This is a genomic window from Enterobacter sp. 22499 (assembly GCF_052044815.1).
GTDB classification, from domain to species: domain Bacteria; phylum Pseudomonadota; class Gammaproteobacteria; order Enterobacterales; family Enterobacteriaceae; genus Enterobacter; species Enterobacter bugandensis.
Window position 1 is genome coordinate 986560 of sequence record NZ_JBQENR010000001.1, and the last position, 23324, is coordinate 1009883.

The 23324-nt window shown below is 56.8% G+C and carries 26 protein-coding genes; 8 read left to right on the top strand and 18 right to left on the bottom strand.

Features of this window, described 5'->3' with window-relative positions:
* Nucleotides 1–2: 2 nt before the first annotated feature.
* From gspK to gspC, 9 genes are read right to left on the bottom strand one after another with little or no spacing between them, the layout of a single operon-like run.
* Nucleotides 3–1013 carry a type II secretion system minor pseudopilin GspK gene (gene gspK, locus ACTJI7_RS04835; RefSeq protein ID WP_150143176.1) on the bottom strand — a complete coding sequence of 337 codons (1011 nt, stop codon included), beginning with the start codon at nucleotides 1011–1013 and terminating at the stop codon, nucleotides 3–5.
* Nucleotides 1010–1645 carry a type II secretion system minor pseudopilin GspJ gene (gene gspJ / locus ACTJI7_RS04840; protein ID WP_045630964.1) on the bottom strand — a complete coding sequence of 212 codons (636 nt, stop codon included), beginning with the start codon at nucleotides 1643–1645 and terminating at the stop codon, nucleotides 1010–1012. Before gspJ ends, gspK begins: the two co-directional genes overlap by 4 nt.
* A complete protein-coding gene (gene gspI / locus ACTJI7_RS04845) occupies nucleotides 1642–2019 on the bottom strand; it encodes a type II secretion system minor pseudopilin GspI (RefSeq protein ID WP_028012527.1) in 378 nt (125 codons plus the stop codon). The genes gspJ and gspI overlap by 4 nt, the downstream gene beginning before the upstream one ends.
* Nucleotides 2012–2497 (bottom strand): type II secretion system minor pseudopilin GspH, encoded by a 486-nt coding sequence (gene gspH, locus ACTJI7_RS04850; RefSeq protein ID WP_136486261.1) that lies wholly within the window; start codon nucleotides 2495–2497, stop codon nucleotides 2012–2014. Before gspH ends, gspI begins: the two co-directional genes overlap by 8 nt.
* A complete protein-coding gene (gene gspG, locus ACTJI7_RS04855) occupies nucleotides 2497–2946 on the bottom strand; it encodes a type II secretion system major pseudopilin GspG (protein WP_028012525.1) in 450 nt (149 codons plus the stop codon). Before gspG ends, gspH begins: the two co-directional genes overlap by 1 nt.
* A gap of 3 nt (nucleotides 2947–2949) precedes the next feature.
* On the bottom strand, nucleotides 2950–4158 hold the full coding sequence (gene gspF, locus ACTJI7_RS04860) for a type II secretion system inner membrane protein GspF (RefSeq protein ID WP_150143174.1): 1209 nt from the start codon (nucleotides 4156–4158) through the stop codon (nucleotides 2950–2952).
* The gene (gene gspE / locus ACTJI7_RS04865) at nucleotides 4158–5636 is read right to left on the bottom strand and encodes a type II secretion system ATPase GspE (protein WP_440669789.1); all 1479 of its coding nucleotides are present in this window, start codon (nucleotides 5634–5636) and stop codon (nucleotides 4158–4160) included. Before gspE ends, gspF begins: the two co-directional genes overlap by 1 nt.
* A 14-nt stretch (nucleotides 5637–5650) precedes the next feature.
* Nucleotides 5651–7585 (bottom strand): type II secretion system secretin GspD, encoded by a 1935-nt coding sequence (gspD, locus tag ACTJI7_RS04870; protein WP_048959671.1) that lies wholly within the window; start codon nucleotides 7583–7585, stop codon nucleotides 5651–5653.
* A 13-nt stretch (nucleotides 7586–7598) separates the two neighbouring features.
* Nucleotides 7599–8330, bottom strand: a complete 732-nt coding sequence (gene gspC, locus ACTJI7_RS04875) for a type II secretion system protein GspC (RefSeq protein WP_041910664.1) — start codon at nucleotides 8328–8330, stop codon at nucleotides 7599–7601.
* Between the two features lie 301 nt (nucleotides 8331–8631).
* Here gspC and ACTJI7_RS04880 point away from each other — a divergent pair, with 301 nt between their 5' ends.
* Together ACTJI7_RS04880 and ACTJI7_RS04885 are read left to right on the top strand one after the other, a co-directional pair.
* Entirely contained in the window at nucleotides 8632–10197 is a 1566-nt protein-coding gene (locus tag ACTJI7_RS04880; RefSeq protein WP_069732569.1) for an ExeA family protein, read from the top strand.
* Entirely contained in the window at nucleotides 10197–10835 is a 639-nt protein-coding gene (locus tag ACTJI7_RS04885; protein ID WP_192978664.1) for a hypothetical protein, read from the top strand. Before ACTJI7_RS04880 ends, ACTJI7_RS04885 begins: the two co-directional genes overlap by 1 nt.
* On the opposite strand, the gene ACTJI7_RS04890 is transcribed toward ACTJI7_RS04885, so the two are convergent.
* The 3 genes from ACTJI7_RS04890 to ACTJI7_RS04900 all read right to left on the bottom strand — a co-directional run bounded on the left by ACTJI7_RS04890 (nucleotide 10836) and on the right by ACTJI7_RS04900 (nucleotide 12882).
* Nucleotides 10836–11459: a helix-turn-helix domain-containing protein gene (locus ACTJI7_RS04890; protein WP_028012518.1), complete on the bottom strand. Its 624-nt coding sequence runs from the start codon at nucleotides 11457–11459 to the stop codon at nucleotides 10836–10838.
* 272 nt (nucleotides 11460–11731) lie between these two features.
* Nucleotides 11732–12562 carry an N-acetylmuramoyl-L-alanine amidase gene (locus ACTJI7_RS04895; protein ID WP_192978662.1) on the bottom strand — a complete coding sequence of 277 codons (831 nt, stop codon included), beginning with the start codon at nucleotides 12560–12562 and terminating at the stop codon, nucleotides 11732–11734.
* The gene (locus tag ACTJI7_RS04900; RefSeq protein WP_028012516.1) at nucleotides 12559–12882 is read right to left on the bottom strand and encodes a heavy metal-binding domain-containing protein; all 324 of its coding nucleotides are present in this window, start codon (nucleotides 12880–12882) and stop codon (nucleotides 12559–12561) included. The genes ACTJI7_RS04895 and ACTJI7_RS04900 overlap by 4 nt, the downstream gene beginning before the upstream one ends.
* Nucleotides 12883–12979: 97 nt before the next feature.
* On the opposite strand from ACTJI7_RS04900, the gene ACTJI7_RS04905 reads away from it, so the two are divergent.
* The 6 genes from ACTJI7_RS04905 to artJ all read left to right on the top strand — a co-directional run bounded on the left by ACTJI7_RS04905 (nucleotide 12980) and on the right by artJ (nucleotide 17506).
* On the top strand, nucleotides 12980–13498 hold the full coding sequence (locus ACTJI7_RS04905; protein ID WP_192978660.1) for a lipoprotein: 519 nt from the start codon (nucleotides 12980–12982) through the stop codon (nucleotides 13496–13498).
* 226 nt (nucleotides 13499–13724) lie between these two features.
* Complete coding sequence (gene artP / locus ACTJI7_RS04910; RefSeq protein WP_008500030.1) at nucleotides 13725–14453, top strand: arginine ABC transporter ATP-binding protein ArtP; 729 nt, start codon at nucleotides 13725–13727, stop codon at nucleotides 14451–14453.
* A 19-nt stretch (nucleotides 14454–14472) separates the two neighbouring features.
* Nucleotides 14473–15204: an arginine ABC transporter substrate-binding protein ArtI gene (gene artI / locus ACTJI7_RS04915; RefSeq protein ID WP_008500032.1), complete on the top strand. Its 732-nt coding sequence runs from the start codon at nucleotides 14473–14475 to the stop codon at nucleotides 15202–15204.
* Nucleotides 15205–15210: 6 nt separating this feature from the next.
* On the top strand, nucleotides 15211–15927 hold the full coding sequence (gene artQ, locus ACTJI7_RS04920; RefSeq protein ID WP_028012514.1) for an arginine ABC transporter permease ArtQ: 717 nt from the start codon (nucleotides 15211–15213) through the stop codon (nucleotides 15925–15927).
* Nucleotides 15927–16595, top strand: coding sequence for an arginine ABC transporter permease ArtM (artM, locus tag ACTJI7_RS04925; protein WP_028012513.1), 669 nt, complete (start codon nucleotides 15927–15929; stop codon nucleotides 16593–16595). Before artQ ends, artM begins: the two co-directional genes overlap by 1 nt.
* A 179-nt stretch (nucleotides 16596–16774) precedes the next feature.
* A complete protein-coding gene (artJ, locus tag ACTJI7_RS04930; RefSeq protein WP_015571008.1) occupies nucleotides 16775–17506 on the top strand; it encodes an arginine ABC transporter substrate-binding protein ArtJ in 732 nt (243 codons plus the stop codon).
* A gap of 75 nt (nucleotides 17507–17581) precedes the next feature.
* Here the strand turns inward: artJ and ACTJI7_RS04935 are convergent, their stop codons facing one another.
* The 6 genes from ACTJI7_RS04935 to potH form a co-directional block, all read right to left on the bottom strand.
* Nucleotides 17582–19051: a sensor histidine kinase gene (locus ACTJI7_RS04935; protein ID WP_192978658.1), complete on the bottom strand. Its 1470-nt coding sequence runs from the start codon at nucleotides 19049–19051 to the stop codon at nucleotides 17582–17584.
* A complete protein-coding gene (locus ACTJI7_RS04940) occupies nucleotides 19035–19742 on the bottom strand; it encodes a response regulator transcription factor (protein WP_041912037.1) in 708 nt (235 codons plus the stop codon). The genes ACTJI7_RS04935 and ACTJI7_RS04940 overlap by 17 nt, the downstream gene beginning before the upstream one ends.
* A 72-nt stretch (nucleotides 19743–19814) precedes the next feature.
* Nucleotides 19815–20942: a 23S rRNA (uracil(747)-C(5))-methyltransferase RlmC gene (gene rlmC / locus ACTJI7_RS04945; RefSeq protein ID WP_192978656.1), complete on the bottom strand. Its 1128-nt coding sequence runs from the start codon at nucleotides 20940–20942 to the stop codon at nucleotides 19815–19817.
* A 40-nt stretch (nucleotides 20943–20982) separates the two neighbouring features.
* Nucleotides 20983–21456, bottom strand: a complete 474-nt coding sequence (locus tag ACTJI7_RS04950; RefSeq protein WP_028012509.1) for a YbjO family protein — start codon at nucleotides 21454–21456, stop codon at nucleotides 20983–20985.
* Nucleotides 21457–21521: 65 nt separating this feature from the next.
* Complete coding sequence (gene potI, locus ACTJI7_RS04955) at nucleotides 21522–22367, bottom strand: putrescine ABC transporter permease PotI (protein ID WP_192978654.1); 846 nt, start codon at nucleotides 22365–22367, stop codon at nucleotides 21522–21524.
* Entirely contained in the window at nucleotides 22364–23317 is a 954-nt protein-coding gene (potH, locus tag ACTJI7_RS04960) for a putrescine ABC transporter permease PotH (RefSeq protein ID WP_192978653.1), read from the bottom strand. The genes potI and potH overlap by 4 nt, the downstream gene beginning before the upstream one ends.
* Nucleotides 23318–23324 lie beyond the last annotated feature (7 nt).

Sequence of the window (23324 nt, forward strand, 5' to 3'; positions counted from 1 at the left end):
TCTTATTCAATCATTCGGTAACGACGTTGCCACGTCACGATCTCACCGGCTTCGTTATTCACCTGAAGCTGGCTAACCACGCGAAGCGTTAATTCATCGGTATTGCCGGTATAATTCACGCGGAAATACCGGCTGCTGATGGAGAGAAACTCAGCCACCTGCGGGAGGTCGTCTTTCAACTGCGGGAAGGTCTGCTCCAGCGCTTTGCTGAAGGTTTCCATATTTTCCCAGCCCGTTTCAGGACGCGAATCAATCAGGCGAACCGCGTCATCTTCCGTCAGTTTTCCCGGGAACAGGGCGGCCAGTAAGGCGGCCTGTTCCGGCTTCAGGGTGTTCACATCCACCTTGCTGGCGGTGTCTGGCAGCGCGCACAGCAGTTTGCTCACCTTCGGGTATGCCGCCGCCGGAAACGCGGGCAGCAGCTTGATCTCGGCAATGGTGCGCATCATCTGGTTCGCGGGCTGTCGGGCGGGCAAGACGCCCGCCCAGGCATCGCTCTCTGCACCGTCTTTGGCCGTCGTCGCGTCGCCATCGAGATAGTCCACCAGCTGTTGATACACCTCTTCTGCCGTAGTGTGGCTGATGCCGCTTTCCGTCAGGATCTGTTCAACAATCTGCTCGTTGCGCGGTTTTTCCGGCACGGCGGGCGCGTTTTGCCCCTGTGGTATTTTCTCTGCGGCCAGCAGGTTATTGACGTTAAAGCAGTCCTGCGCGTCTTCCACCTGGCTGACCACCGTGTAATCTTCGCCCCGCGTCTCCAGCGGCTGGTGCCAGTCGCCGTCAAGGTTCAGAGCCTTGTTTTCACCGGTGGCGTCGGTCTGCAGGCGGTCCTTCACCACCTTCTCCTGCGCCTGCATCGCCCAGCGCAACTGCTGCTGGCTGACCTGATAATGGGTTTTCTGCAGATTGCGACAGAACTGCTGGCTAATTTTGGCGGCCAGCGCCGACATCATGACCAGCAGGATCAGCACAACCAGCAGCGCTACCCCTTTCTGTTTACGTAATGCACTCATGATTTTGCTTCCGGTGCCGGCAACGGCGCAGGCGCGGTCTCTGGCGCAGCGGCGGGCGCTGGCGCCGCCGCTTCAGGCATATCGCCCGGGGTCGTAAAGACCCAGCGCCAGGTATCGCCGTTTTCCATGGTCAGCATCAGCTCCACGCCGTCCGGCAGATGCGCCGGGTCGCTCCAGCTTTTCTGCCAGCCCTGACGATAAAAACGCCACTGCAGGGATTTCACCTCGCTGACAATCGGCACTTCATCGGGCTTCGCGTCCACCGGGCCATCAATCACCGGCCAGACGTCGCGATACAGACGCCCCTCTTCCAGGCGCCAGCGCACACGCTCCAGCTGGATCGTTCCGCTCACGCCATTCAGCGTGGTCAGCTCAAGCGCATCATCCACCTGACGAAACAGATCCGGCTCGTTACGCGGGGCGCGCGCCTGCAGCTGGTAGAAATCGCGCTCCATCAGATTCCAGGCCCGTTGCAGCTGATTGAGCTTCGCGGCGCTGGCGTCGGTTGCCGAACTGGTGCGCATTGCGCCGTCCAAAATTTGCCAGGCCAGGGTGCTGATCACCGCGAAAATGGTCAGGGCAATCATGATCTCCAGCAGGGTAAACCCGCGCTGGCGTCGCGTTTTTTTCACTTGCTCTCTCCCGGCGGAACGATCTGCAAAGCGATAACCGGCTGGCTGTCGTCCCCTTCCGCGTAGACGCGAATGGCGTTCGCCCAGCCGTTGTCGGCGGTTTTCACCCGCTGCTTGCGCCAGTTCCAGCTGCGCCCGCCCATGATTTCCGTCCCCTGCGCTTCGGCGTCCGGGAAGTCGGTTTTCGTGAGCTGCGCTTCCGCCAGCTGATTTTCCGCCACCCAGCTGGCCTGCAGCGTGTCGGCCAGGCCGTGAGTGAAACGCACGTTCAGGGAGACGGAGTTCATCAGCGCCAGCGCGGCGGTGGAGAAGATCACCAGCGCGACCATCACCTCCAGCAGCGTCATCCCCTTTTGCTTTTTGCCGTTAGCCATCGTTCTCTACCGATACAGGCGCAGCGCCTTGCGACACCACGCGGAAATGGTGCTGTTTGTCATAGCTTTGCAGCGTCAGCGTGAAGCGGCTGATTTCGCCGTCCGGTAAAAAGAGCACCTGCGGATCGGCGCTTACCGTGGCGGCAAGGCGCTGGGGCGAAAGCGAAACGTGCATCTCTTCCGGGAAATTGCCTTTTGTGGTAATACGCCCGGCGGATAACGGCACCCAGTGACGTTCGCCGTTTTTATCCTCGAGCGTTACCAGCTGATAATTATCCGTCGTGATGACCAGCCCGACGATATTTCCGTCCATCACCGCACGGTCTGAACCATAATCAACGAGGGCTTTTAATTGCTGGCCAAATATATCCGCACCGCTGCGTGAAGGTATTGTTGACACCACCATCATGGCGCAGCTGGCAAATATCACCAGCGCCAGAATAATTTCCAGCAACGTAAAGCCGCGTTGTTTATTCATTATTTCTCTTTCTTATCCAGAGACCAGTTCGTAATATCATCGGCGGTATTGGCTTCACCGTCCGGACCGGCGGAGAAGACGTCGACCGCGCCGTGTTCGCCCGGGCTAACCAGAATATAATCTCCGCCCCAAGGGTCCTGCGGCAGGCGACGGATATAGCCATCAGCACGGTAGCCGTTCGGGATTGGCGCGATTTCAGGCTTGGTTACCAGCGCCTGTAAACCCTGCTCGGTTGTCGGGTAGCGGTGGTTATCCAGCTTATACATATCCAGCGAACCTTCGAGCGCGACAATATCGCTGGTTGCTTTTTGCGTATCTGCTTTTTCTTTATTGCCCATTAAGTTTGGCACCACCATGCTCGCCAGTACGCCGAGAATAACAATGACCACCATTAATTCGAGCAAGGTGAAACCCGCCTGACGCGCCAGGTTTTTACGTTTTAAAGCCATGATTTAACCTACCATATTATTAAGTTGCAGAAGCGGTTGTAATATTGACAGCACGATGAATAAAACAATCGTCGCCATGGATACCACCAGCGCCGGTTCAAATACCGACAGCGTTAATGTAATTCGATGCTGCAATGCCGATTCCTGGTTTTCCGCCGCGCGGTCCATTAAATTGCCTAATTCCCCGCTCTCTTCGCCGGAGGCAATCATATACAGCATGGTTGGCGGGAATAATTTCGCCTGTTCCAGCGCGGCATAGAGCGATGCCCCCTGGCGAACGGTATCCGCCGCCTGCTCCAGCACCTGCCGGGCATAGAGGTTTTCGATACCGTCCATCGCGATATACATCCCCTCCAGCAGCGGCACGCTGCTGGCCTGCAAAATGCTCAGGGTGCGGATATAGCGGGCGCTGTTGATGGCGCATACCAGCTTTTTGATCGGCGAGCCGTTCACCAGCCAGCTGTGCCAGCGAAAACGGTTTTTGGCGTTTCTCAGCCAGGTCTTAAAGCCGACAAACCCGCCGCCGAGGATCCCCACGATGTAGATCCCGTACGCCTGCAGAAAATCACTCACCGCAATCAGCGTGCGGGTAGTGATCGGCAGCTGCTGCTTCATGTGGGTGAACTGCTCGATCACCTGCGGCACCACCGCCACCAGCAGAATACTGATGACCGCGATGGCGACCACGGTCAGGGTAATCGGGTAGACCATCGCCTGCGTCAGCTTGCTTTTCATCTTCTGGCGCTGCTCGTTGTACTCCGCCAGCTTCTCCAGCACGTCGCCCAGGTGGCCGGTTTTTTCGCCGGCCATCACCAGGGTGCAGTAGAGCTTGTCGAAGGTGCGCGGAAACTGGCTGAAGGCGTCGAACAGCGTGTGGCCTTCCACTACTTTCTCGCGGATCTCCACCACCATCGCCGCCAGCTTTTTGTCCTCCGTCTGCTTCGAGATAGCCTTCAGGGCGCTTTCCAGCGGCAGCGCGGCGTTGACCAGCGTCGAAAGCTGGCGGGTAAACATCGACAGCACCGGCGTGGAGAGCTTTGCGCCGGTTTTCGCTTTACCGGGCGCCGCCGCCTCGCGGGTTTCGTTGATGCTGACGGGCATCAGCTTTTGCTCGCGAAGCCACTGGCGAACCTGCTTTTGCCCCTCGGCCTGCAGCGTGCCGCGCTGGGTTTTCCCCGCGCCGTCCGTTGCGGTCCAGGCGTAGAAGGCCATTACGCATCCCCCCCACGCTCGGCGGTGACGCGCATCACCTCTTCCAGCGAGGTCACGCCGCTAATCACCTTCAGCAGCCCGTTTTCACGCAGGCTGTAAGCCTGCTTAAAGAGCTGCGTCTCGATGGACATTTCGTCCTTATCTTCATGAATGGCGCGGCGCATGGTGCTGTCCACCACCAGGAACTCATGAATACCGGCCCGGCCCTGATAGCCGCTCTGGCGGCAGTGTTCACAGCCCACCGCGCGGTAGATTGCTTTTGGCGGCGCGTCCATAAAGCTGAACAGCGCTTTTTCATTGGCATCCAGCGGACTGGTGGTCCGGCAGTGCGTACACAGCCGACGCACCAGACGCTGGGCAATGACACCGAGCAACGATGAACCGATTAAAAAGGATTCCAGCCCCATATCCCGCAGGCGGGTTATCGCCCCTGCGGCGCTGTTGGTGTGCAGCGTAGACATGACCAGGTGACCGGTAAGCGACGCCTGCACCGCAATTTGCGCGGTCTCACCGTCACGAATTTCCCCGATCATCACCACGTCCGGGTCCTGACGCAGAATGGCGCGCAGCCCGCGGGCAAAGGTCATGTCCACGCGCGGGTTAACCTGCGTCTGCCCCACCCCTTCCAGCTTGTATTCAATCGGGTCTTCAACGGTCAGAATGTTGCGTTCGTGACCGTTCAGCGCCGAAAGAATGGCGTACAGGGTGGTACTTTTACCGGAGCCTGTCGGCCCGGTGACCAGGATAATGCCGTGCGGGCGGTCAATCAGCCCTTTCAGCTTCTCCAGCTCTTCATCAATCAGGCCCAGCTTGTTGATGTCAGGCTTAAGATTGCTTTTATCGAGCAGACGCATCACCACGCGCTCGCCGTACTGGGACGGAATGGTCGAGACGCGCACGTCGATCGCCTTGCGACCAATGCGCAGGGAGATACGGCCATCCTGCGGCAGGCGCTTCTCGGCGATGTCGAGTTTTGACATGACCTTGATGCGCGATACCAGCAGCGGCGCGAGCTTGCGCGCAGGCTGCAGCACCGGGCGCAGCACGCCGTCAACGCGGAAGCGAATGCTCAGCGTGCGCTCGAAGGTTTCGATATGAATATCCGACGCGCCGTCCTTCACCGCCTCGCCGAGAATGGCGTTGATCAGGCGGATTACCGGCGAGTTTTCGTCGTTATCGAGCAGATCTTCGTTATCCGGGATCTCCTCGGTTAACGCCATCAGGTCGATATCCGCGTCCATATCGTCCACCAGCTGCTGCGAGACGCCGCTGCTCTGCTGCCAGATTTTGGCCAGCATCTCGTCAAACGCTTCCGGCGTGAGGGTGACCGGGACGAACGCGCGTCCCAGCACCCGGCGCACTTCCAGCAGTGCAAATGCCGGGGTGTCATCACGGATATAGACGTCATTGTTATAAAATAAAACGCCGTTATCTTTTGCGTAGCTGCTGCTACACAGTGTTTTACTCAGTTCGTCCACGTTGCCCCTCCGCCTTACTCTTTAAACGGATTGCGTGTCGCGCTGGTTTTCACCGGTGCGGCATGGGTGGCAGTCTTAGTGTCGGCAGACGGAAACGCGGGCAGAATGGCGTTATCCGCTGGCTCAATAATGCCGAGCTTTTTCTCCTCCACGCGCTGCATCTGGCGAACGCGGATCTGGTCATATTTCTCTTTCGACGCGGCGCTGTAGTTGTCGTCGTCACGCAGGACGGTGGTATGGATAAACACCATCAGGTTGCGTTTCGATGTGTCCTGCGAGGTGTAGCGGAACAGCTGGCCCACCAGCGGGATATCGCCGAGCAGCGGCACTTTGGAAACCGACTGCTTGGTGACGTTTTCCATCAGGCCGCCGAGCACCACCGTCTGGCCACTGTGGACCATCACTTCGTTATTAATGGTGCGAGTGTTGAAGGTTGGGCCGAGGCTGGCGTCTTCCGTCGCGCTGTTGTCAACGCTGGAAACTTCCTGCTCAATCTTCAGGTGGATCATGTCACCGTCGTTAATCTGCGGCACAATTTTCAGCTTGGTACCGACGGTCTTACGCTCAACGGAGTTAAAGACGTTGTCGCCGCTGGTGGTCTGCGAACCGGCAAGGACCGGCACGTCCTGGCCCACGTTAAACGACGCTTCTTTGTTATCCAGCGTGACCACGCTCGGCGTGGAGAGAATGTCGTTTTTACCGTCGGTGGAGAGCGCGGTCATCAGGGCGCCGAAGTCGCCGTTGAAGAAACCGGTCGCCAGGCCGGTGAAGCTTGCCCCCTTCATGGTGCCGTTTTTAATCTGGCTGATAGGCAGGCCGGTTGAGCCGAACTGCACGCCGCCGTGCTTGCTGGTCCACTGCACGCCGAGATCCAGGCCGTTACCGTCCTGCACTTCAGCAATGATCGCTTCCACCAGCACCTGTGGACGGCGAATGTCGAGCTTGTCGATCACCTTCTCCAGGGAGTTCATCACGTTAGGCTGCGCGGTGATCACCAGCGAGTTCGTTGACTCGTCGGCGCTAATATTCAGATCGCTGGCCGCCGTGGCGGTTTTCGACTTCGGCGCACCCGCCTTGTCTTTCAGCTGCTCGCCAATACCGGTCAGCACCGGAACCACTTTGGTGGCGCTGGCGTATTTGAGGTAGAAGACGCGGGTATTCCCCTCGTTGTTCTGCTCGCGATCCAGCTGATGGATCAGGGAACGGGTGCGCATGCGCGCATCTTCCGAACCGCTGATCACCAGGCTGTTGGTCTCGTCATCCGCTACCACCTTGGTGGCGAGCTGCGGCGCGTTCTGCCCCTTCTGCTCTTCGTTGTTGAGGTTGTTCAACATGTCGGAGAGCTCTTTGGCGGACGCAAAGCGCAGCGGCACGATTTCGCGACGCTGAATGCCGTCTCTGTCGACGCGCTGCACCAGATCCACCAGGCGGTTCACCACCGAGGCTTTCCCGGTTAACAGCAGGACGTTCGACGGCTCAAAATGCACCACGTTACCGATACCGGTGGCATCGTTCAGTTGGCGCAGCAGCGGCGCCAGCTCACGCACCGGCACGTTTTCCATGCGCACGACGCGGGTGATGATCTCATCGCCTTTGCCCGGATTTTTGCTGTCTGCCAGCGGGGCCCCGGCGGTGCGGGCTACGCTTGAGCGCACCACTTTGACCATGCCGTTGTCCATCGGGATCACCGACAGACCGTACAGGTCCAGCACGCTCAGGAAGAACTGGTAATACTCATCTTCCGTCAGCACGTTATAGGTTCTGACCGACACCGTGCCCTGAACGGACGGGTCGACGAGAATGGTTTTGTTAAGATTGCGGCCTACCGTATCGATAAACTCGCGGATATCGGTATTTTTAAAGCTCGCGCTAAAGTTAGCTGCAAGCAGCGAACTGGAATATAACGACAATGCGGTCAGCGCCACGCACGCCCAAGGAAATTTCTTCATGTCTGTACACTTGTTAATTGTTTAGAACATTAACCCGAATATTTTCAAGGTGAGCGTGACGTCTGACGACGACCTCCGCTTCTTTCATTTTCGACCAGTTGGCAATAATACTTTTTGCCTTTGCTTCATCGGTCATATCGACAGAGTTGACTTTCACAGCCACGTCGCCCTTTTCCAGCCCGGAATGGCTGAAGAACGCTGAGGCATTCCTTGGATTGATGTTGTAGCCTTCCAGTTGGCCTTTTTCGATTACTGGTTTTAACACCAGATAATCATCCAGATGCACGCTTTCCGCGCCTGCATCTTTCGTCGATTTGGTTACCGGGCCGCTGTCAACGCCGCCCTTAAAATAGTCAGGCTTATTTAACGCCAGTACCTGCGTAGCACCTTCATAATTAACCACCACATTGTCTTTGTTAATTTCCTGAATAAAGGCATCGTTAAAACCGGTCAGCGGCTCGCCTTCGCGATAGCTGCGCTGGCCTGCCGGGGTTTTAATCACCGCAAAGGAGAGCCAGGCATCGTCACTGCTGACAATTCCTTCAATTTCCGCTGCCAGCGGGGCTTTCGCGGCAGCCGGTAAGTTATCCTGACGCACCGCAGCCGTGAACAGAGTAAATGTCTTTTCTTCACGACGATTTTTCAGCGGCTGTTCATCAGATTTAGCCAACTTATTCGTAACTTTTTTATAATCTTTAAACGTCAGATAGCCTTGCTGGCCGCAAAAAATTAACAGCACAAACATAATACAAGGCGTTATCCACCGTGACAGAAATGAGAACCTCATTTTTCATCTGGCCTTTAACAAAGCGGAAATAAGCAGCGTCGGGCTGCGCCAATATGTGTGAAAAATAGTAATTAACTGCCGTAAATACGACCATCGACTTCGCCATTAACTTTAATAAAAAAAACTATTGACCAAATAAAATCGGGATGTTAGGTCATTGCAACTGGATATTTTTACCCTGTGCGCAAATTGACCACCCTGTGGCGTTGCTTTACTTTCTCGTCCTGTTGCTATTCCTAATCAGAGACGGTAAGTCGTTATGTATCAGAGCCACTTTAAATTTAAACAACCGCCATTCAGAACAATCACGGGTTTCTCCGGCGATTTTCTGGTGCCTTATCATCAGGACGTATTCAACCTGCTGAAAGAGAAAAGCCAGGTGGCGGGAATTATCGGGCTCTTTTGCAACGACGCACCGCTGCTGGGCCACTTCAGCGATGCGCTGAAGGCCAGCCTTCCTGGCGCCATTGCCATCAACGCGTTTCCTAAGCTGAGTGCCAGTAGCCTGCTGTACAAGCTCAACCCGGGAACGAAAGAGAGCAAGAGTCGCATTCAGGCGGTGGATGCCGTGCTGCATCAGTGGCAGGGCGGAAAAAACCGCAGCAAAACCCTGGTCATCCGTCACGCGGAAGCGATGAAGGAGACCTGCCGTGAGGTGCTGGGGATGTTGCTTACGCGTGCTCAGGAGCTGGAGTTCCGTCTGTCCATCGTGCTGATGGGCAGCGCGGATCAGGAAGCCGCCCTCTTACACCCATCTGAACTTCGCGAATATGCCCATACCCGTCATACATTGCGTCCCCTGACCTGCCGGGAATTTCTCAGCTATGTGCAGGCGCAGTGTGAAGAGCACGGGTGCGAGAATTCGCCGCTAACCCCGGCGCGCGTGCGCAAGATGCACGCGCTGACCAAAGGCAACATCAGCAAACTGAATGAACTGGCGCACCTGTCAATGCTCGCGGCCTGGACCGAACGTGCAGCGCAGGTCAGCCCGCGTCATTTACGCCTGGCGGCAGGCGAGATCCTCCCGGCAAAAAAACACGGTAAGCGCCTGGCGACCGTGGGATTGTTCGCCTCGGTTCTGTTCGCCGCCTGCGGATGGTATTTAACCGCCTCAATCAATGCAAAACTGCCGATTCAGCTTCCCGTACCGGCGAGCTGGAAACAGCAGAAGCCAAAAGCCGACGCGCCTGTCGTGCCGGTTATCGACAATGAAGTGGTTAATCAGCCGGATGCGATGCACCAGCTGTACCTGATGTGGGGGTATGACGCTTCCGCGGATGATGCGCTGTGTCAGAACGCCGGGAAGGTCAATCTGATGTGTAAACAGGGCAACGCGTCACCGGATACGCTGGCACAGGAGGGTTATCCGTGGGTCAGTGAACTCAAAACCGGTAACCATCTTAACTACGCTGTTGTCGCCCGCGTAGGCGATGACTCGATGGATCTGCTGATGAATAACCGCACCTGGCAGGTGAGCCGCAGCTGGTTTAACCAGCATGCCACCGGTAACTTTACCCAGCTGCATCGCCTGACGCCGGAAGGCAAAGATGCCATCAGCGCCGCCAGCGATGCGAAAGACATGGGCTGGCTGGATCAGGCGCTGAGTCTGGCTCTTGGCCAGCCTGAAACCCATGCTCAGACCTGGACGGCTGAGATGATGAAACGCACCCGCGAGTTCCAGCAAAAAATGCATCTGCATGTGGATGGTATTCCAGGGGAAGATACGCTGATGCAGTTAATGCGTGAAACCCATACCACGCCGAGCGTGTTGATTCAGGCCACGCATGCCACACCGGACGCCAACACGCAGGAGAAGCATTCCTAATGTCTACCATCTGTCTTGCGGCTCAGCGCAGCTACACCACCGGAGAGGCGGTCTGGTTTTCGTACCGCCTCCCCAGCCTGAGAAAAATTTGGGGTCATACCTTTTTATGGGTATTAGGTTTGTGCGCCCTGGTCATGGCAGGGCTGTACGCGCATATTTACTGGAATTTGCGCCACCCGGCCCCTGAACCGGTAAAAGCGAGCGTCGCTAAACCGGAAACGCAGCTTTCCGATATGCATTATGTGTACGTGAGTAAACCGTTCCCGCATCCGCATCCTAAACCGGCGCCGGTACGGGAAGAGATGCCGCCCATGCAGGATCTGCCGATAAGCACCGATGATGCTGACTGGCAGCAGGCCCCTGACAGCACCGTGCCGCAGGATGCCGGGCACGATACCTCGCGTGATACCCTGCCGGGAACCGAGGCGCACGAAAACGCCACCGCGTCGTCGGGAAGTGAAGATGCTTCGTTAGCCGAATTGTTTAAGCAGGCGTTAAAAGAACAAGAGCAGGATTATTCTCAAGGCAAAATTCCCGCGCCGCCGGTTGACGAAACGCAGGATCAATCGCAAAGCAGTTTGTTGCATAACGATAACGTCCAGTCTCCTTTGAGTAAAAAAGGAGACCGGCTGGAGTAGTTAATATTTTTCAGGCAGCGTGGTGAGGTTAAGCAGACGACCTTTCTCCACCACAATATATTGACCTTTTTTCAGGTCAGAGAGGATTTTAATAATGGTACTGCGGGCCAGGTTGGTATATTCCTGAATATAGTCATAGATATTAATATCGCGCTGTTGGTGAACAATCAGCTCATTAATTTCGTAGAGGAATTCGCGGACCACAGAATAGGCGCTACGGGCGACCAGAACATCATCGCGTTTGCTCAGCAGGCAGATGTACCAGGAGAGCACTTTGGTCAATTCAGGCCACAGATTTTTCTCGGTCATAAGCTGCGCGAAGGCCTCTTTTTTGATGCTGCGTACCACGGTATTTGCGCGGACCAGACCGTACATATGGGCTGACTGATAGAAAATAGCGGACAGGCCAAACACGCACTGTCCGGTGACGGTAAACATGCAGAGTTCGTCTGATTCACGACGGAATTCGACTTCGCCGCTGACGATAATATGAATATACTGAGAGTCAGCCGTGGAAATTTTCTGCCATTTCTTTAAGGTTTTCTCTTCAAAACCTTCCGTGGCAGAAATAATGGCTTCCATTTCAGGTTGTGGACGTAATTTTTTACCGTAAATGCTTAACATTGTTATACCCATTTAAGATTAGATTTATTAGACATAGCATGGCCGCGGCATTAAAACCGAAAACCAACAATCTTTTCCTGATGAAAGGCTCAAGGAGAAAATAAGAACGCCTGCCGCCAGCAATATTTTTTTGATTTACTTAGCAAGCTATGTGTCTATCTTAAATCCGGATAATTTTAAGTCAATTTACTAAAAATGAATTGAGTTTGTACTTAAGATTAATCTCAAGCACAAATAAGGGGAAAACGCGCATTCGGGCGCAAACCGAAGGTTTACCCCTGCCCGTATTTCTCTAAAAGGGCTTCTGCAATGGCCATCGTTTCCACATCCGCGACGCCGTTCCATAACTGCGGGCGATAGTGCATCTGGAAGGCGGTGATAACGCGTTGCTGCTGCTGATCCGTGGCGTTGTCCGGCACCTCATAGCCATAGCGCATCAGCAGATCGAGCAGGGCAGCACGATCTACCTCCTGATAGCGCGGACGACCATTGATATAGAAGTTCACGCGCCCGGCATCGGGCCAGGCCCCAATCCCCTGCTTCGCCAGCGCCTGCCAGGGAAACAGCGGGCCGGGATCGTCCTTACGCTGGGGCGCGATATCAGCATGCGCCACCACGTTCTGCGGTTTGATGTCGTACCGGGCGATAATGTCTTTCGCGAGCGGGATAAGCGCCGCGATTTGCGCGGGCTCAAACGGGGCGAAAACTTTCACACCGTCGCGCTTCTGCCAGCCGCGGTTCTCCAGCTCAATGCCGACAGACGTGTCATTGATCCGGTTGGTGCCGCGCCAGAAGCTGATGCCCGCATGCCAGGCCAGCTCACTCTCCGGCACCAGCTGCCAGATGCGCGGTTTGCCGTCGGGTGCAGGCGGCTTCGCAGGGATGAGATAGTGGGAGCTGACGTTTTTGTCCGTCAGCGTGGCCAGCGAGGTGTCGAAGTCGTCGGCGGTGTAGTGGATCACCAGCACCTTTATGCGCGGGTAGGCCGCCTGCGCCTGATGGTGGGTATCCAGCTCGTAGGCACCTTTATCAACAATGCCTTTTTCCTGGGCGCATCCTGCCAGCAACATCGCCAGCAGGAGCGTTGAAAGCGAGCGCTTCATCGACGGGTTTTCACCGCCGTGCCGCTTACGCTCACCATCAGCATGCTCGAATCTTTGCCGACGGTTTCATAATCAATATCGATTCCTACAACGGCATCTGCGCCCAGCGCTTTGGCCTGCTCGCCCAGCTCCTTAAACGCAATTTCGCGCGCTTTACGCAGCTCTTTTTCGTACGCGCCGGAGCGTCCACCGACGATGTCACGAATCCCGGCAAAGAAATCCCGGAAAATGTTCGCGCCCAGAATCGCTTCGCCGGTGACCACGCCGCAATACTCGGTAATGGTCTGTCCTTCCAGGGTTGGCGTTGTTGAAAACTGCATACTTTCTCTCCTTCTTTAGCGTTCAATGCGTTAGCAACAGCATTATCGGTTCGTTACGCTATGATTGAAAGGATAGTTAATAAATAAGGAAATCAACATGCGCTACTCTGCTTTAACACTTTTAGTGCCCTGCGCGCTGGTGCTCAGCGCCTGTACTACCATGGTCACGCCAGCCTTTAAGGATATCGGTACCCGCAGCGGCCCCTGCATAGACGGCGGCCCGGATACCGTGGCGCAACAGTTCTATGATTACCGCATTCAGCATCGCGGAAATGATCTCACCGCCCTGCGACCGTACCTGAGCGATAATCTTGCAAAACTGCTCAACGATGCCACTCGCGATCCGCAGCATAACGCCCTGCTGAAATCCGATCCGTTCTCCAGCCGCACCACGCTGCCGGACAGCGCCGAGGTGGCCAGCGCGTCAACCATCCCGAACACCGATGCGCGGAACATTCCGCTGCGCGTGAAGCTGACCCAGGGAACCCAAACCTGGCAGGACGAAGTGCTGATGATCCGTGAAGGCCAGTGCTGGGCGGTGGACGATGTGCGCTATATCGGCGGCAGCGTTCATGCCCCGGCCGGCACGCTGCGCCAGTCGATTGAGAACCGCTAGATCATTAGTGATAAAAATGTTACCCCCGTAAAATGTCCGGCATTTCACGCGGAATGCCGACATTTATACTCGCCGACCTTGCCGTTCGCTATTTTGTGCTATGTTTAAGAGGAAATGCGGGTTATATTTAACTTTTAACGCAGAAATATTGCATAACTATTCTGTCAACGGTACTATCTGCGGCCTCAATTGCTATAGATTGCCTGGATGAGTAAAGACTGCCCCGATGAGTATTAAACTAAACGGCATTAACTGCTTCTACGGCGCACACCAGGCGCTGTTTGACATCACGCTGAACTGCCCGGAAGGCGAAACGCTGGTTTTACTTGGCCCAAGCGGTGCAGGCAAAAGCTCCCTTCTGCGCGTCCTTAATCTGCTTGAAATGCCCCGTTCCGGTACGCTGGCTATCGCCGGTAACCATTTTGATTTCGCGAAAACCCCGTCAGATAAAGCTATACGCGAACTGCGTCAAAACGTCGGCATGGTCTTCCAGCAATACAATCTCTGGCCGCACCTGACGGTGCTGCAAAACCTGATTGAAGCCCCGTGCCGCGTGCTGGGGTTAAGCAAAGATCAGGCCATCGCGCGTGCTGAAAAGCTGCTGGAGCGTCTGCGCCTTAAGCCCTACAGCGACCGCTATCCGCTGCACCTCTCAGGGGGTCAGCAGCAGCGCGTGGCGATTGCCCGCGCGCTGATGATGGAACCCGCGGTACTGCTGTTTGATGAGCCTACCGCGGCGCTGGACCCGGAAATCACCGCCCAGATCGTCAGCATCATTCGCGAGCTGGCGGAAACCAATATTACGCAGGTCATTGTTACCCACGAAGTGGAAGTGGCGCGTAAAACCGCCAGCCGTGTGGTCTACATGGAAAACGGGTATATCGTTGAGCAAGGTGACGCGAGCTGCTTCGCGAACCCGCAAACCGATGCCTTCAAAAACTATTTATCTCATTGATTGTGTCAGGGGAAATATAATGAAAAAAGTATTACTTGCCGTGCTGCTTGCTGGCGTTACCCTTTCCGCTACCGCAGCCCAGACCATTCGTTTCGCCACGGAAGCCTCCTACCCTCCGTTTGAGTCCATTGATGCGAACAACAAAATTGTTGGCTTCGACGTAGACCTGGCAAACGCCCTGTGTAAAGAGATCGACGCAACCTGTACCTTCAGCAATCAGGCGTTCGACAGCCTGATCCCAAGCCTGAAGTTCCGCCGTATTGACGCCGTCATGGCCGGTATGGACATCACTCCTGAGCGCGAAAAGCAGGTGCTGTTCACCACCCCTTACTACGACAACTCCGCCCTGTTTATTGGTCAGAAAGGTAAATTCACCTCTGTCGATCAGCTGAAAGGCAAGAAAGTCGGCGTGCAGAACGGCACCACGCACCAGAAGTTCATCATGGATAAACATCCGGAAATCACCACCGTTCCGTACGACAGCTACCAGAACGCGAAGCTGGATCTGCAGAATGGCCGTATCGACGGGGTATTTGGTGATACCGCTGTCGTGACCGAGTGGCTGAAAGCCAACGACAAACTGGCGCCAGTGGGCGACAAAGTGACCGATAAAGATTACTTCGGTACCGGTCTGGGGATTGCCGTTCGTCAGGGCAACACCGAGCTGCAGCAGAAATTCAACGCTGCGCTGGAAAAAGTGAAGAAAGACGGCACCTACGAAACCATCTACAAAAAATGGTTCCAGAAGTAATTCCTGATGAATGAAATTTTTCCTTTAGCAAGCGCCGCCGGGATGACCGTCGGCCTTGCCGTTTGCGCACTGATTATCGGCCTGGTGCTGGCGATGTTCTTTGCGGTGTGGGAATCAGCAAAATGGTTCCCCGTCGCCTGGGCGGGCTCCGCGCTGGTCACCGTACTGCGTGGGCTACCGGAAATTCTGGTGGTCCTGTTCATCTATTTCGGCTCCTCACAGCTGCTGCTCACGCTGTCGGACGGCTTCACGATCAATCTCGGCTTTGCGCAGATACCGGTGCAGATGCAGATTGACAACTTTGACGTCAGCCCGTTCCTCTGCGGCGTGATTGCCCTCTCCCTGCTCTACTCCGCGTACGCGTCGCAAACCCTGCGCGGTGCGCTGAAAGCGGTACCGCAGGGGCAGTGGGAATCCGGTCAGGCGCTGGGCATGTCGAAAGCAGCGATCTTCTTCCGTCTGGTGATGCCGCAGATGTGGCGCCACGCCCTGCCGGGCCTGGGCAACCAGTGGCTGGTATTGCTGAAAGATACCGCGCTGGTGAGTCTGATCAGCGTGAACGATTTGATGCTGCAAACCAAAAGCATCGCCACCCGTACTCAGGAGCCATTTACCTGGTACATCGTGGCGGCGGCTATCTACCTGGTAATCACGCTGCTCAGTCAGTACATCCTCAAGCGTATTGACCTGCGTGCGACGCGCTTTGAACGGAGACCAGGCTGATGCTTGAATATTTCCCGGAGCTGATGAAAGGGCTGCACACCAGCCTGACGCTGACCGTGGCGTCCATCATTGTGGCGCTGATCCTGGCGCTCATCTTCACCATCATCCTGACGCTGAAAACGCCGGTGCTGGTGTGGATCGTGCGCGGCTACATCACCCTGTTTACCGGTACGCCGCTGCTGGTGCAGATCTTCCTGATTTACTACGGTCCGGGCCAGTTCCCGTCGCTGCAGGCGTATCCGGTTATCTGGCACCTGCTCTCTGAGCCGTGGCTCTGCGCTCTGATTGCCCTTTCGCTGAACAGCGCGGCCTATACCACCCAGCTGTTTTACGGGGCGATCCGTGCCATCCCGGAAGGACAATGGCAGTCCTGCGGTGCGCTGGGCATGAGCAAAAAAGACACGCTGGCGATCCTGCTGCCGTACGCCTTCAAGCGCGCGCTCTCCTCTTACTCCAACGAAGTGGTGCTGGTGTTTAAGAGTACTTCTCTGGCCTACACCATCACCCTGATGGAAGTGATGGGTCACGGGCAGTTGCTGTACGGGCGCACCTATGACGTGATGGTGTTCGGTGCGGCTGGCGTGGTCTATCTGGTGGTGAACGGTCTGCTGACATTGATGATGCGACTGATTGAGCGTAAAGCGTTAGCGTTTGAGCGCAGAAATTAATCACGCGGGTGCATAAAACGTAATTACCAGAGCGGATAACCCAATGGCTTATCCGCTTTTTTTTATACTCCACATAATATTTAATCATATTTATTGCATATAAATTCATTAGCTGGCATTGTACATCCATGCCGCAGACACGGCGCATAATGACAAGATAGACAGACGGGAGCATTACAATGAAAAAGTTAGTTCTGGCCGCACTACTCGCCACCTTCGCCGCTGGCGCATCCGCTGCTGATAAAATCAATTTTGGCGTTTCGGCCACCTATCCGCCGTTTGAATCGCTGGACGCCAGCAATCAGATCGTCGGTTTCGATATCGACCTGGCGAAAGCCCTGTGCAAGCAGATGCAGGCCGACTGCACCTTTACCAACCATGCCTTCGACAGTCTGATCCCGTCGCTGAAATTCAAGAAATACGATGCGGTGATCTCCGGGATGGACATCACGCCGGAGCGTAGCAAGCAGGTCGCGTTCACCGACCCGTACTACGCCAACTCGGCGGTGGTAATTGCGAAGAAAGGGGCTTATAAATCCTTTGACGAGCTGAAAGGCAAACGCATCGGGATGGAAAATGGCACCACGCACCAGAAATACCTGCAGGACAAACATCCTGAAGTGAAAACCGTGGCCTATGACAGCTACCAGAACGCGATTATCGACCTGAAAAACGGCCGTATCGACGGCGTATTCGGCGACACCGCCGTGGTAAACGAATGGCTGAAAACCAACCCGCAGCTGGGCACCGCAACGGAAAAAGTGACCGATCCGCAGTACTTCGGCACGGGCCTCGGCATCGCGGTACGCCCGGATAACAAAGCCCTGCTGGAAAAACTGAACGGCGCGCTGAAGGCGATTAAAGCAGACGGCACGTACCAGAAAATCAGCGAGCAGTGGTTCCCGCAGTAATCTCTTTTTGCCGGGTGGTCTGGCCTACGGGGGTGGTCTGTAGGCCGGGTAAGCGCAGCGCCACCCGGCAGTTTCTCACAGCGGCACAAAGAACCTGAACCGCGCCCCGCTCACGGACTCCATCAGCCTGATCCCGCCGCCGTGCAGCTCCAGCATTCGCTTAACGATTAACAGCCCTAACCCGCCGCGGTTCTCCCGCGATGCCTGGGTATTCAGCGCCGAAGGCCGCTGGAACAGATCGTCGCGCAGCGAGGCATCCACACCCGTTCCGGAGTCTGCCACTTCGACCTGAAGCCGTTCATTCTCCTGCCAGACCGCCAGACGAATTTCCCCGCCAGTGGGCGTATGACGCATCGCGTTATCGAGCAGGTTGGTCACCACGCGCTCGATCATCGACACATCGGCATTGACCAGCGGCAAGGGGCCCGGCACGTCAATATGCAGATTCACCTCGCGCGTGCGGGCGGTAAGCTCAAACTTCTGCGCCACGTCGGAAATCAGCTCTCCCATCGCGAAACGCTCGCGCTGCGGCTTAATGCCGCCATGCTCAAGGCGCGCCAGCTCGAAAAGCTGCTGGGAAAGATGTCGTACCTTTTGTCCCTGACGCAGCGCGGTGGCGAGATACTGCTGGTGCTCCTGCGGCGTCAGGGTGGCGGATTTGAGCGACAGGGTTTCAAGATAGCCCAGCAGCGAGGTCAGCGGCGTGCGAAGATCGTGCGAAATGTTGGCGATAAACTCCCGGCGCTGGCGATCGCTGTCGGCCAGCTGGTCCCACTGGCGGGTAATTTTCCGCGCCAGCTCGATGAAACTGTTGCGCAGGAGCGCCACTTCGTCATTGGCTGCGGCATCCGGCGGCTGTGCTGCGAGCAGACTGATTGCGCTAATGCTGTCCTGCTCCAGGCCGGTGACCTCTTCCGTCAGGCGCTTAACCGGACGCGTCACCCAGTACCAGACCAGCAGTCCCGCCAGCAGGCCAAACAGAGCGACCCACAGCAATGACCAGAGCACCGTGCTCCAGAGCGCCTTATGCCAGGCCATTTCCGCCAGCGCGTTCGACTCCTCGCCCTGCAAAATGATGTACAGGTAGCCCTTAAGCTCGCCGTCCTGCCGCAGCGGCGTGGCGCTGAACACTTTTTTATTTTGACTGCGCGGATCGTCGCCCAGTACCGGTATGGCGGTACCGCTCAGGAAGGTCTGAACCGGTGCCAGGTCGATTTTTTGCCGCTGAATATGGCCCGGCGGTGCGGCATCGGCCAGGATTCCGCCGTCCGGCGAGATAACGTACAGTTCAACGCTCGGGTTGAAGGTCATCAGCCGGTCGAACAGCGGCTTCAGCGCTGTGCGGTCAACCCTGCCCTGCGCGTCCAGAATCGGTTCCCGCTGGACGATCTGCTGCGCCAGGCCGCCCGACAACCGCTGCACCATCGCGTTGCCGTACTGCATACTGCTGTAGAGCTGTACCGCGCAGGCGACGGTAGCACAGAGCATCATCAGCAGGACAAACAGCAGCGTCAGGCGCTGGCTCAGGCTAAAGCGGCGCATCATGGTTTGGCTCCGCAAATTTATAACCCTTGCCCCAGACGGTGCGAATTATCTCCGGCTCGGCGGCGTCCTTCTCAATCTTGATGCGCAGGCGGTTGATATGGGTGTTGACGGTGTGCTCATAGCCCTCGTGCTGATAGCCCCACACCTGCTCCAGCAGTGCCAGACGGGAAAACACCTCGCCAGGATGGCGGGCGAAGAAGTACAGCAGTTCGAATTCGCGCGGGGTGAGATCCACCACCTGGCCGTGAAGCAGCACGCTGCGCGCCAGGGGATCGATCGTCAGGCCGTGGGCCTGAATTTGCCCGTCAGCCTGCGCCTGCCCCATCGCCTGCTGGCGGCGGAACAGCGCTTTGATGCGGGCAATCAGTTCCTGCACTGAAAAGGGTTTTGCCAGATAATCATCGGCGCCGGTTTCCAGCCCGGTGATGCGGTCGGTTTCGCTGCTGCGGGCGCTGATGATGATCACCGGCAGGTAGCGGGTCATCTGGCGGATGCGGCGGCAGATCTCCAGGCCGTCAACGTTGGGCAGCATCAGGTCGAGGATCACCGCATCCCACGGCTGTTTTTCAAGGCGCTGCAGGGCGTTGCCCCCGTCGGGCTCGTGGGTGATGGCGTAGCCTTCGTCTTCTAAGTTGAGCCGCAGAAGCGCCGCGATATCGTGGTCGTCTTCCACCAGCAGGATCTGCTTCATGGGTAAGCCTTTATTCATCTCTTATGACGTAAGCTTACCTGATTTTATGGGCGGGCAGAGTTCACATTTTGTTTAAGATTTCACGAGCAACGTCAGGACTTCATAATGCGCGGTATGCGGGAACATATCGAAAAGCTGCACGCGTTCAATGCGGTAGCCCGGCAGATTAGCGATATCTTTCGCCATGGTCTGTGCGTTACAGCTTGAATAGACGATGTATTCCGGCGCCATCTGGCTCAGGTAGTCGCACAGGGATTTGCCAATCCCACGACGCGGCGGATTAACCAGCACCAGCTCCGGCACGTTGCCCTGACCGGTCGCGAACTGCGTGGAATCCAGCGCCTGGAAGTGCAGATTGGTTAACCCCAGCTCAGCGGCGGACTGCTTTGCGCAGGCAATCGCTTCAGCGGAGATCTCAATACCGGTGAGCTGCATCTCAGGCGTGGCGCAGTGCAGGCCAAAACCGCCCACGCCGCAGAACAGGTCCCACATATGATGGATGTTTAACGCGCGCACCCAGTCGCGGGCGGTGGCGTACAGGCTGCTTGCCACGGTCGGGTTGGTCTGGAAGAAGCTTTGCGGGCGGATCCACAGCGGCACGCCGTTGAAGCTCTCTGCCAGCGCGTGCTGGTCGGTGAAGAAAACCTCTTTCTCCCCTTCCATGATCGCCATATGCACCGGCTGAATGTTTGCGGTAATCACCTTTAACTGAGGAAGCTGTTCCTGCAGCCACGGCAGCGCCGCGCGCAGCTGCGCCAGCTTGGCTTCCGAGCGCAGCACGAAGCGCAGCATCATGCCGCCGTCGATCTGGCTTTCCGTCAGGAGAAGGTACTTCAGCTCGCCGCGCCTGCGGGCAACGTTGTAAGGCGTTAACCCCGCGCGAGCGATAAACGGTTTCAGTGCGGCAAAGACCGGCTCAAACGAGGCGGGATAGAGCGGGCAGTCGGTTAAGTCTTCCGGCGTGCCGTCGCGGTGCAGCATCCCCAGCAGCGGTTTTTCAACGCTGCCGCTGACCACCATTTTGGCTTTGTTACGAAAGCCCTGCTCCGGGCCGCTGACGGGTGCGCACCACTCGCCCACCGCGCGCGCTGTCAGCAGCTGTTGCAGGTCGGCCATTTTGGCGGTGAGCTGTTGAGAAACCGGCTGTTCTATCCACTGACAGGAGCGGCAGCGTCCGGCGTCATAGAGTGCGCACTGCATATGAAAACCTTAAGGAAAACGAGGGCTGCGATTATACACATTATTGCAGGCGGAAGAACCGCCGACTGGACGCCGGAACGAAAAGCAGGCAGAGCACCAGCATATCCGGCAGTTTTTGCATGACCAGCGCATGGAAAATCTCACGTCGCGACTCGCCCGGAATGCTGAACAGCTCAGGATAGCCATAGCCCAGCGAGGCGGCCCACAGATAGCTGGCGGCGGTCACCTGCGTGAGCAGATAGACCCAGCGCGCCCAGTTTCGCCCTTTGACCAGCGAAAACGCGCAGTAGATCTCGATAAACACCAGCACCAGGCTGCTTAAAAAGACCAGCGTCAGATTCCACGTCTGCACGCTGCGGTGAATGAATTCCCCGATGCCGCGCACGCCCAGCGTATTCAAAATCATCAGCACGTCCAGGCAGCGGATCATAATAATGGCGAGCGCCGCCACCTGAACCAGCGCAGGAACGTTAGGACGGGCGTGCGTAATACGTGATTTTTTTACTAATCCCAATGTTTTACTTCCCTGAAAAACAGTGCCGCGTCATGCGCGGCACATCACCGGAAATTTTAAATCCTTCAGCCGCGTCTTGCACGCTGGATATCGCGCACGCGCTGTTTTTCCGCGCGCGCCATCAAATACCAGGCGATAAATCCGACAATTCCGACCACGCCGAGGATGATAGAGGCCAGAGCATTGATCTCCGGGTTCACCCCCATGCGCACGCTGGAGAAGACCAGCATCGGCAGCGTCGTCGCGCCCGGCCCTGAGACAAAGCTGGCGATAACCAGATCGTCGAGGGAGAGCGTGAACGCCAGCAGCCAGCCGGAGATCACCGCCGGCATAATCATTGGCAGGGTAATGATGAAAAAGACCTTTAGCGGCGTGGCGCCGAGATCCATCGCCGCCTCTTCAATGGAGCGGTCCAGCTCGCGCAGGCGCGAGGAGATCACCACCGCCACATACGCGGTACAGAAGGTGACGTGCGCCAGCCAGATGGTGAGCATGCCGCGATCCGCCGGCCAGCCGATGGCGTGCGCCAGGGCCACGAACAGCAGCAGCAGCGACAGGCCGGTAATGACGTCCGGCATCACCAGCGGGGCAGTGATCATAAAGGCGAAACCGTTTGAGCCGCGAAAACGCCCGAAGCGCACCATCACCAGCGCGGCGATGGTGCCCAGAACGCAGGCCATCGTGGCCGCCAGCGCGGCAATGGTCAGGCTCAGCCCCACCGCGCTCATCATCGCGTCGTCGTGGAACAGCTCGCTGTACCAGCGCGTCGACCAGCCCGCCCAGACCGTCACCAGCTTAGAGCTGTTGAACGAGTAGATCACCAGCATCAGCATCGGCGCATACAGGAAGGTGAAGCCGAGAACGAGGATCAGAATGCGCCACGGGGAGCGTACTACCGGTAAGTTGTTCATCCGCGATCTCCCATCTGTTTCTGCTGATGCTTATGGAACCACATGATCGGGACGATCAGCAGAAGGAGCATGATAATCGCCACCGCCGACGCCACCGGCCAGTCGCGGTTATTGAAGAACTCCTGCCACAGCACGCGGCCAATCATGATGCTGTCCGGCCCGCCGAGCAGTTCCGGGATCACAAACTCCCCGACCGCCGGAATAAACACCAGCATCGACCCGGCAATGATTCCGCCTTTGGTCAGCGGGACAATCACGCTGAAGAAGGTCTTCAGCGGACGCGCGCCGAGATCGAGCGAGGCTTCCACCAGCGAGTAGTCAATCCGCGTCAGGGCGGTGTAAATCGGCAGCACCATAAACGGCAGATAGGCATACACAATGCCTATATAGACCGCAAGGTTGGTGTGCAGGATGGTCAGCGGCTGATCGATAACCCCAAGCCACATCAGAAAATTATTCAGCACCCCGTTGTTTTTCAGGATCCCCATCCACGCGTAAACGCGTATCAGAAACGAGGTCCACGATGGCAGGATCACCAGCAGCAGCAGGATGTTGCGCGTTGACGGCTTACTGTGCGCCACGGCCCACGCCAGCGGGTAGCCCATCACCAGACAGCAGAGCGTCGAGATCGCCGCCACCTGCAGAGACTGCAGATAGGCTTCGAAATAGAGCGGATCCTCGGTGAGCTGGAGGAAGTTGCCCAGATTCAGCGTCAGCGTCAGCTGCCCGTCGGCCCACTCCCACAGATCGGTATACGGCGGGATCGCCCGCGCCATCTCCGCCAGGCTGATCTTAAAGACGATCAGGAACGGCAGCAGGAACAGCAGGATCAGCCACACGTAAGGCATGGCGATTACCAGCTTGCGCCCGTGGTTCATCTTAAGGCGCGTCAGCCAGTAGGCAAAGCCGCCCGGTTTTTTGACGCGGGCTGGAGGTTCAAGTGTGCTCATGATCGCT

What these genes read in the sequence shown, in the direction of transcription:
- gspK (WP_150143176.1), bottom strand. Translation starts at nt 1,013, where the DNA reads ATGAGTGCATTACGTAAACAGAAAGGGGTAGCGCTGCTGGTTGTGCTG.
- gspI (WP_028012527.1), bottom strand. Translation starts at nt 2,019, where the DNA reads ATGGCTAACGGCAAAAAGCAAAAGGGGATGACGCTGCTGGAGGTGATG.
- gspH (WP_136486261.1), bottom strand. Translation starts at nt 2,497, where the DNA reads ATGAATAAACAACGCGGCTTTACGTTGCTGGAAATTATTCTGGCGCTG.
- gspG (WP_028012525.1), bottom strand. Translation starts at nt 2,946, where the DNA reads ATGGCTTTAAAACGTAAAAACCTGGCGCGTCAGGCGGGTTTCACCTTG.
- gspF (WP_150143174.1), bottom strand. Translation starts at nt 4,158, where the DNA reads ATGGCCTTCTACGCCTGGACCGCAACGGACGGCGCGGGGAAAACCCAG.
- gspD (WP_048959671.1), bottom strand. Translation starts at nt 7,585, where the DNA reads ATGAAGAAATTTCCTTGGGCGTGCGTGGCGCTGACCGCATTGTCGTTA.
- gspC (WP_041910664.1), bottom strand. Translation starts at nt 8,330, where the DNA reads ATGTTTGTGCTGTTAATTTTTTGCGGCCAGCAAGGCTATCTGACGTTT.
- ACTJI7_RS04880 (WP_069732569.1), top strand. Translation starts at nt 8,632, where the DNA reads ATGTATCAGAGCCACTTTAAATTTAAACAACCGCCATTCAGAACAATC.
- ACTJI7_RS04885 (WP_192978664.1), top strand. Translation starts at nt 10,197, where the DNA reads ATGTCTACCATCTGTCTTGCGGCTCAGCGCAGCTACACCACCGGAGAG.
- ACTJI7_RS04890 (WP_028012518.1), bottom strand. Translation starts at nt 11,459, where the DNA reads ATGTTAAGCATTTACGGTAAAAAATTACGTCCACAACCTGAAATGGAA.
- ACTJI7_RS04895 (WP_192978662.1), bottom strand. Translation starts at nt 12,562, where the DNA reads ATGAAGCGCTCGCTTTCAACGCTCCTGCTGGCGATGTTGCTGGCAGGA.
- ACTJI7_RS04900 (WP_028012516.1), bottom strand. Translation starts at nt 12,882, where the DNA reads ATGCAGTTTTCAACAACGCCAACCCTGGAAGGACAGACCATTACCGAG.
- ACTJI7_RS04905 (WP_192978660.1), top strand. Translation starts at nt 12,980, where the DNA reads ATGCGCTACTCTGCTTTAACACTTTTAGTGCCCTGCGCGCTGGTGCTC.
- artP (WP_008500030.1), top strand. Translation starts at nt 13,725, where the DNA reads ATGAGTATTAAACTAAACGGCATTAACTGCTTCTACGGCGCACACCAG.
- artI (WP_008500032.1), top strand. Translation starts at nt 14,473, where the DNA reads ATGAAAAAAGTATTACTTGCCGTGCTGCTTGCTGGCGTTACCCTTTCC.
- artQ (WP_028012514.1), top strand. Translation starts at nt 15,211, where the DNA reads ATGAATGAAATTTTTCCTTTAGCAAGCGCCGCCGGGATGACCGTCGGC.
- artM (WP_028012513.1), top strand. Translation starts at nt 15,927, where the DNA reads ATGCTTGAATATTTCCCGGAGCTGATGAAAGGGCTGCACACCAGCCTG.
- artJ (WP_015571008.1), top strand. Translation starts at nt 16,775, where the DNA reads ATGAAAAAGTTAGTTCTGGCCGCACTACTCGCCACCTTCGCCGCTGGC.
- ACTJI7_RS04935 (WP_192978658.1), bottom strand. Translation starts at nt 19,051, where the DNA reads ATGATGCGCCGCTTTAGCCTGAGCCAGCGCCTGACGCTGCTGTTTGTC.
- ACTJI7_RS04940 (WP_041912037.1), bottom strand. Translation starts at nt 19,742, where the DNA reads ATGAAGCAGATCCTGCTGGTGGAAGACGACCACGATATCGCGGCGCTT.
- rlmC (WP_192978656.1), bottom strand. Translation starts at nt 20,942, where the DNA reads ATGCAGTGCGCACTCTATGACGCCGGACGCTGCCGCTCCTGTCAGTGG.
- potI (WP_192978654.1), bottom strand. Translation starts at nt 22,367, where the DNA reads ATGAACAACTTACCGGTAGTACGCTCCCCGTGGCGCATTCTGATCCTC.
- potH (WP_192978653.1), bottom strand. Translation starts at nt 23,317, where the DNA reads ATGAGCACACTTGAACCTCCAGCCCGCGTCAAAAAACCGGGCGGCTTT.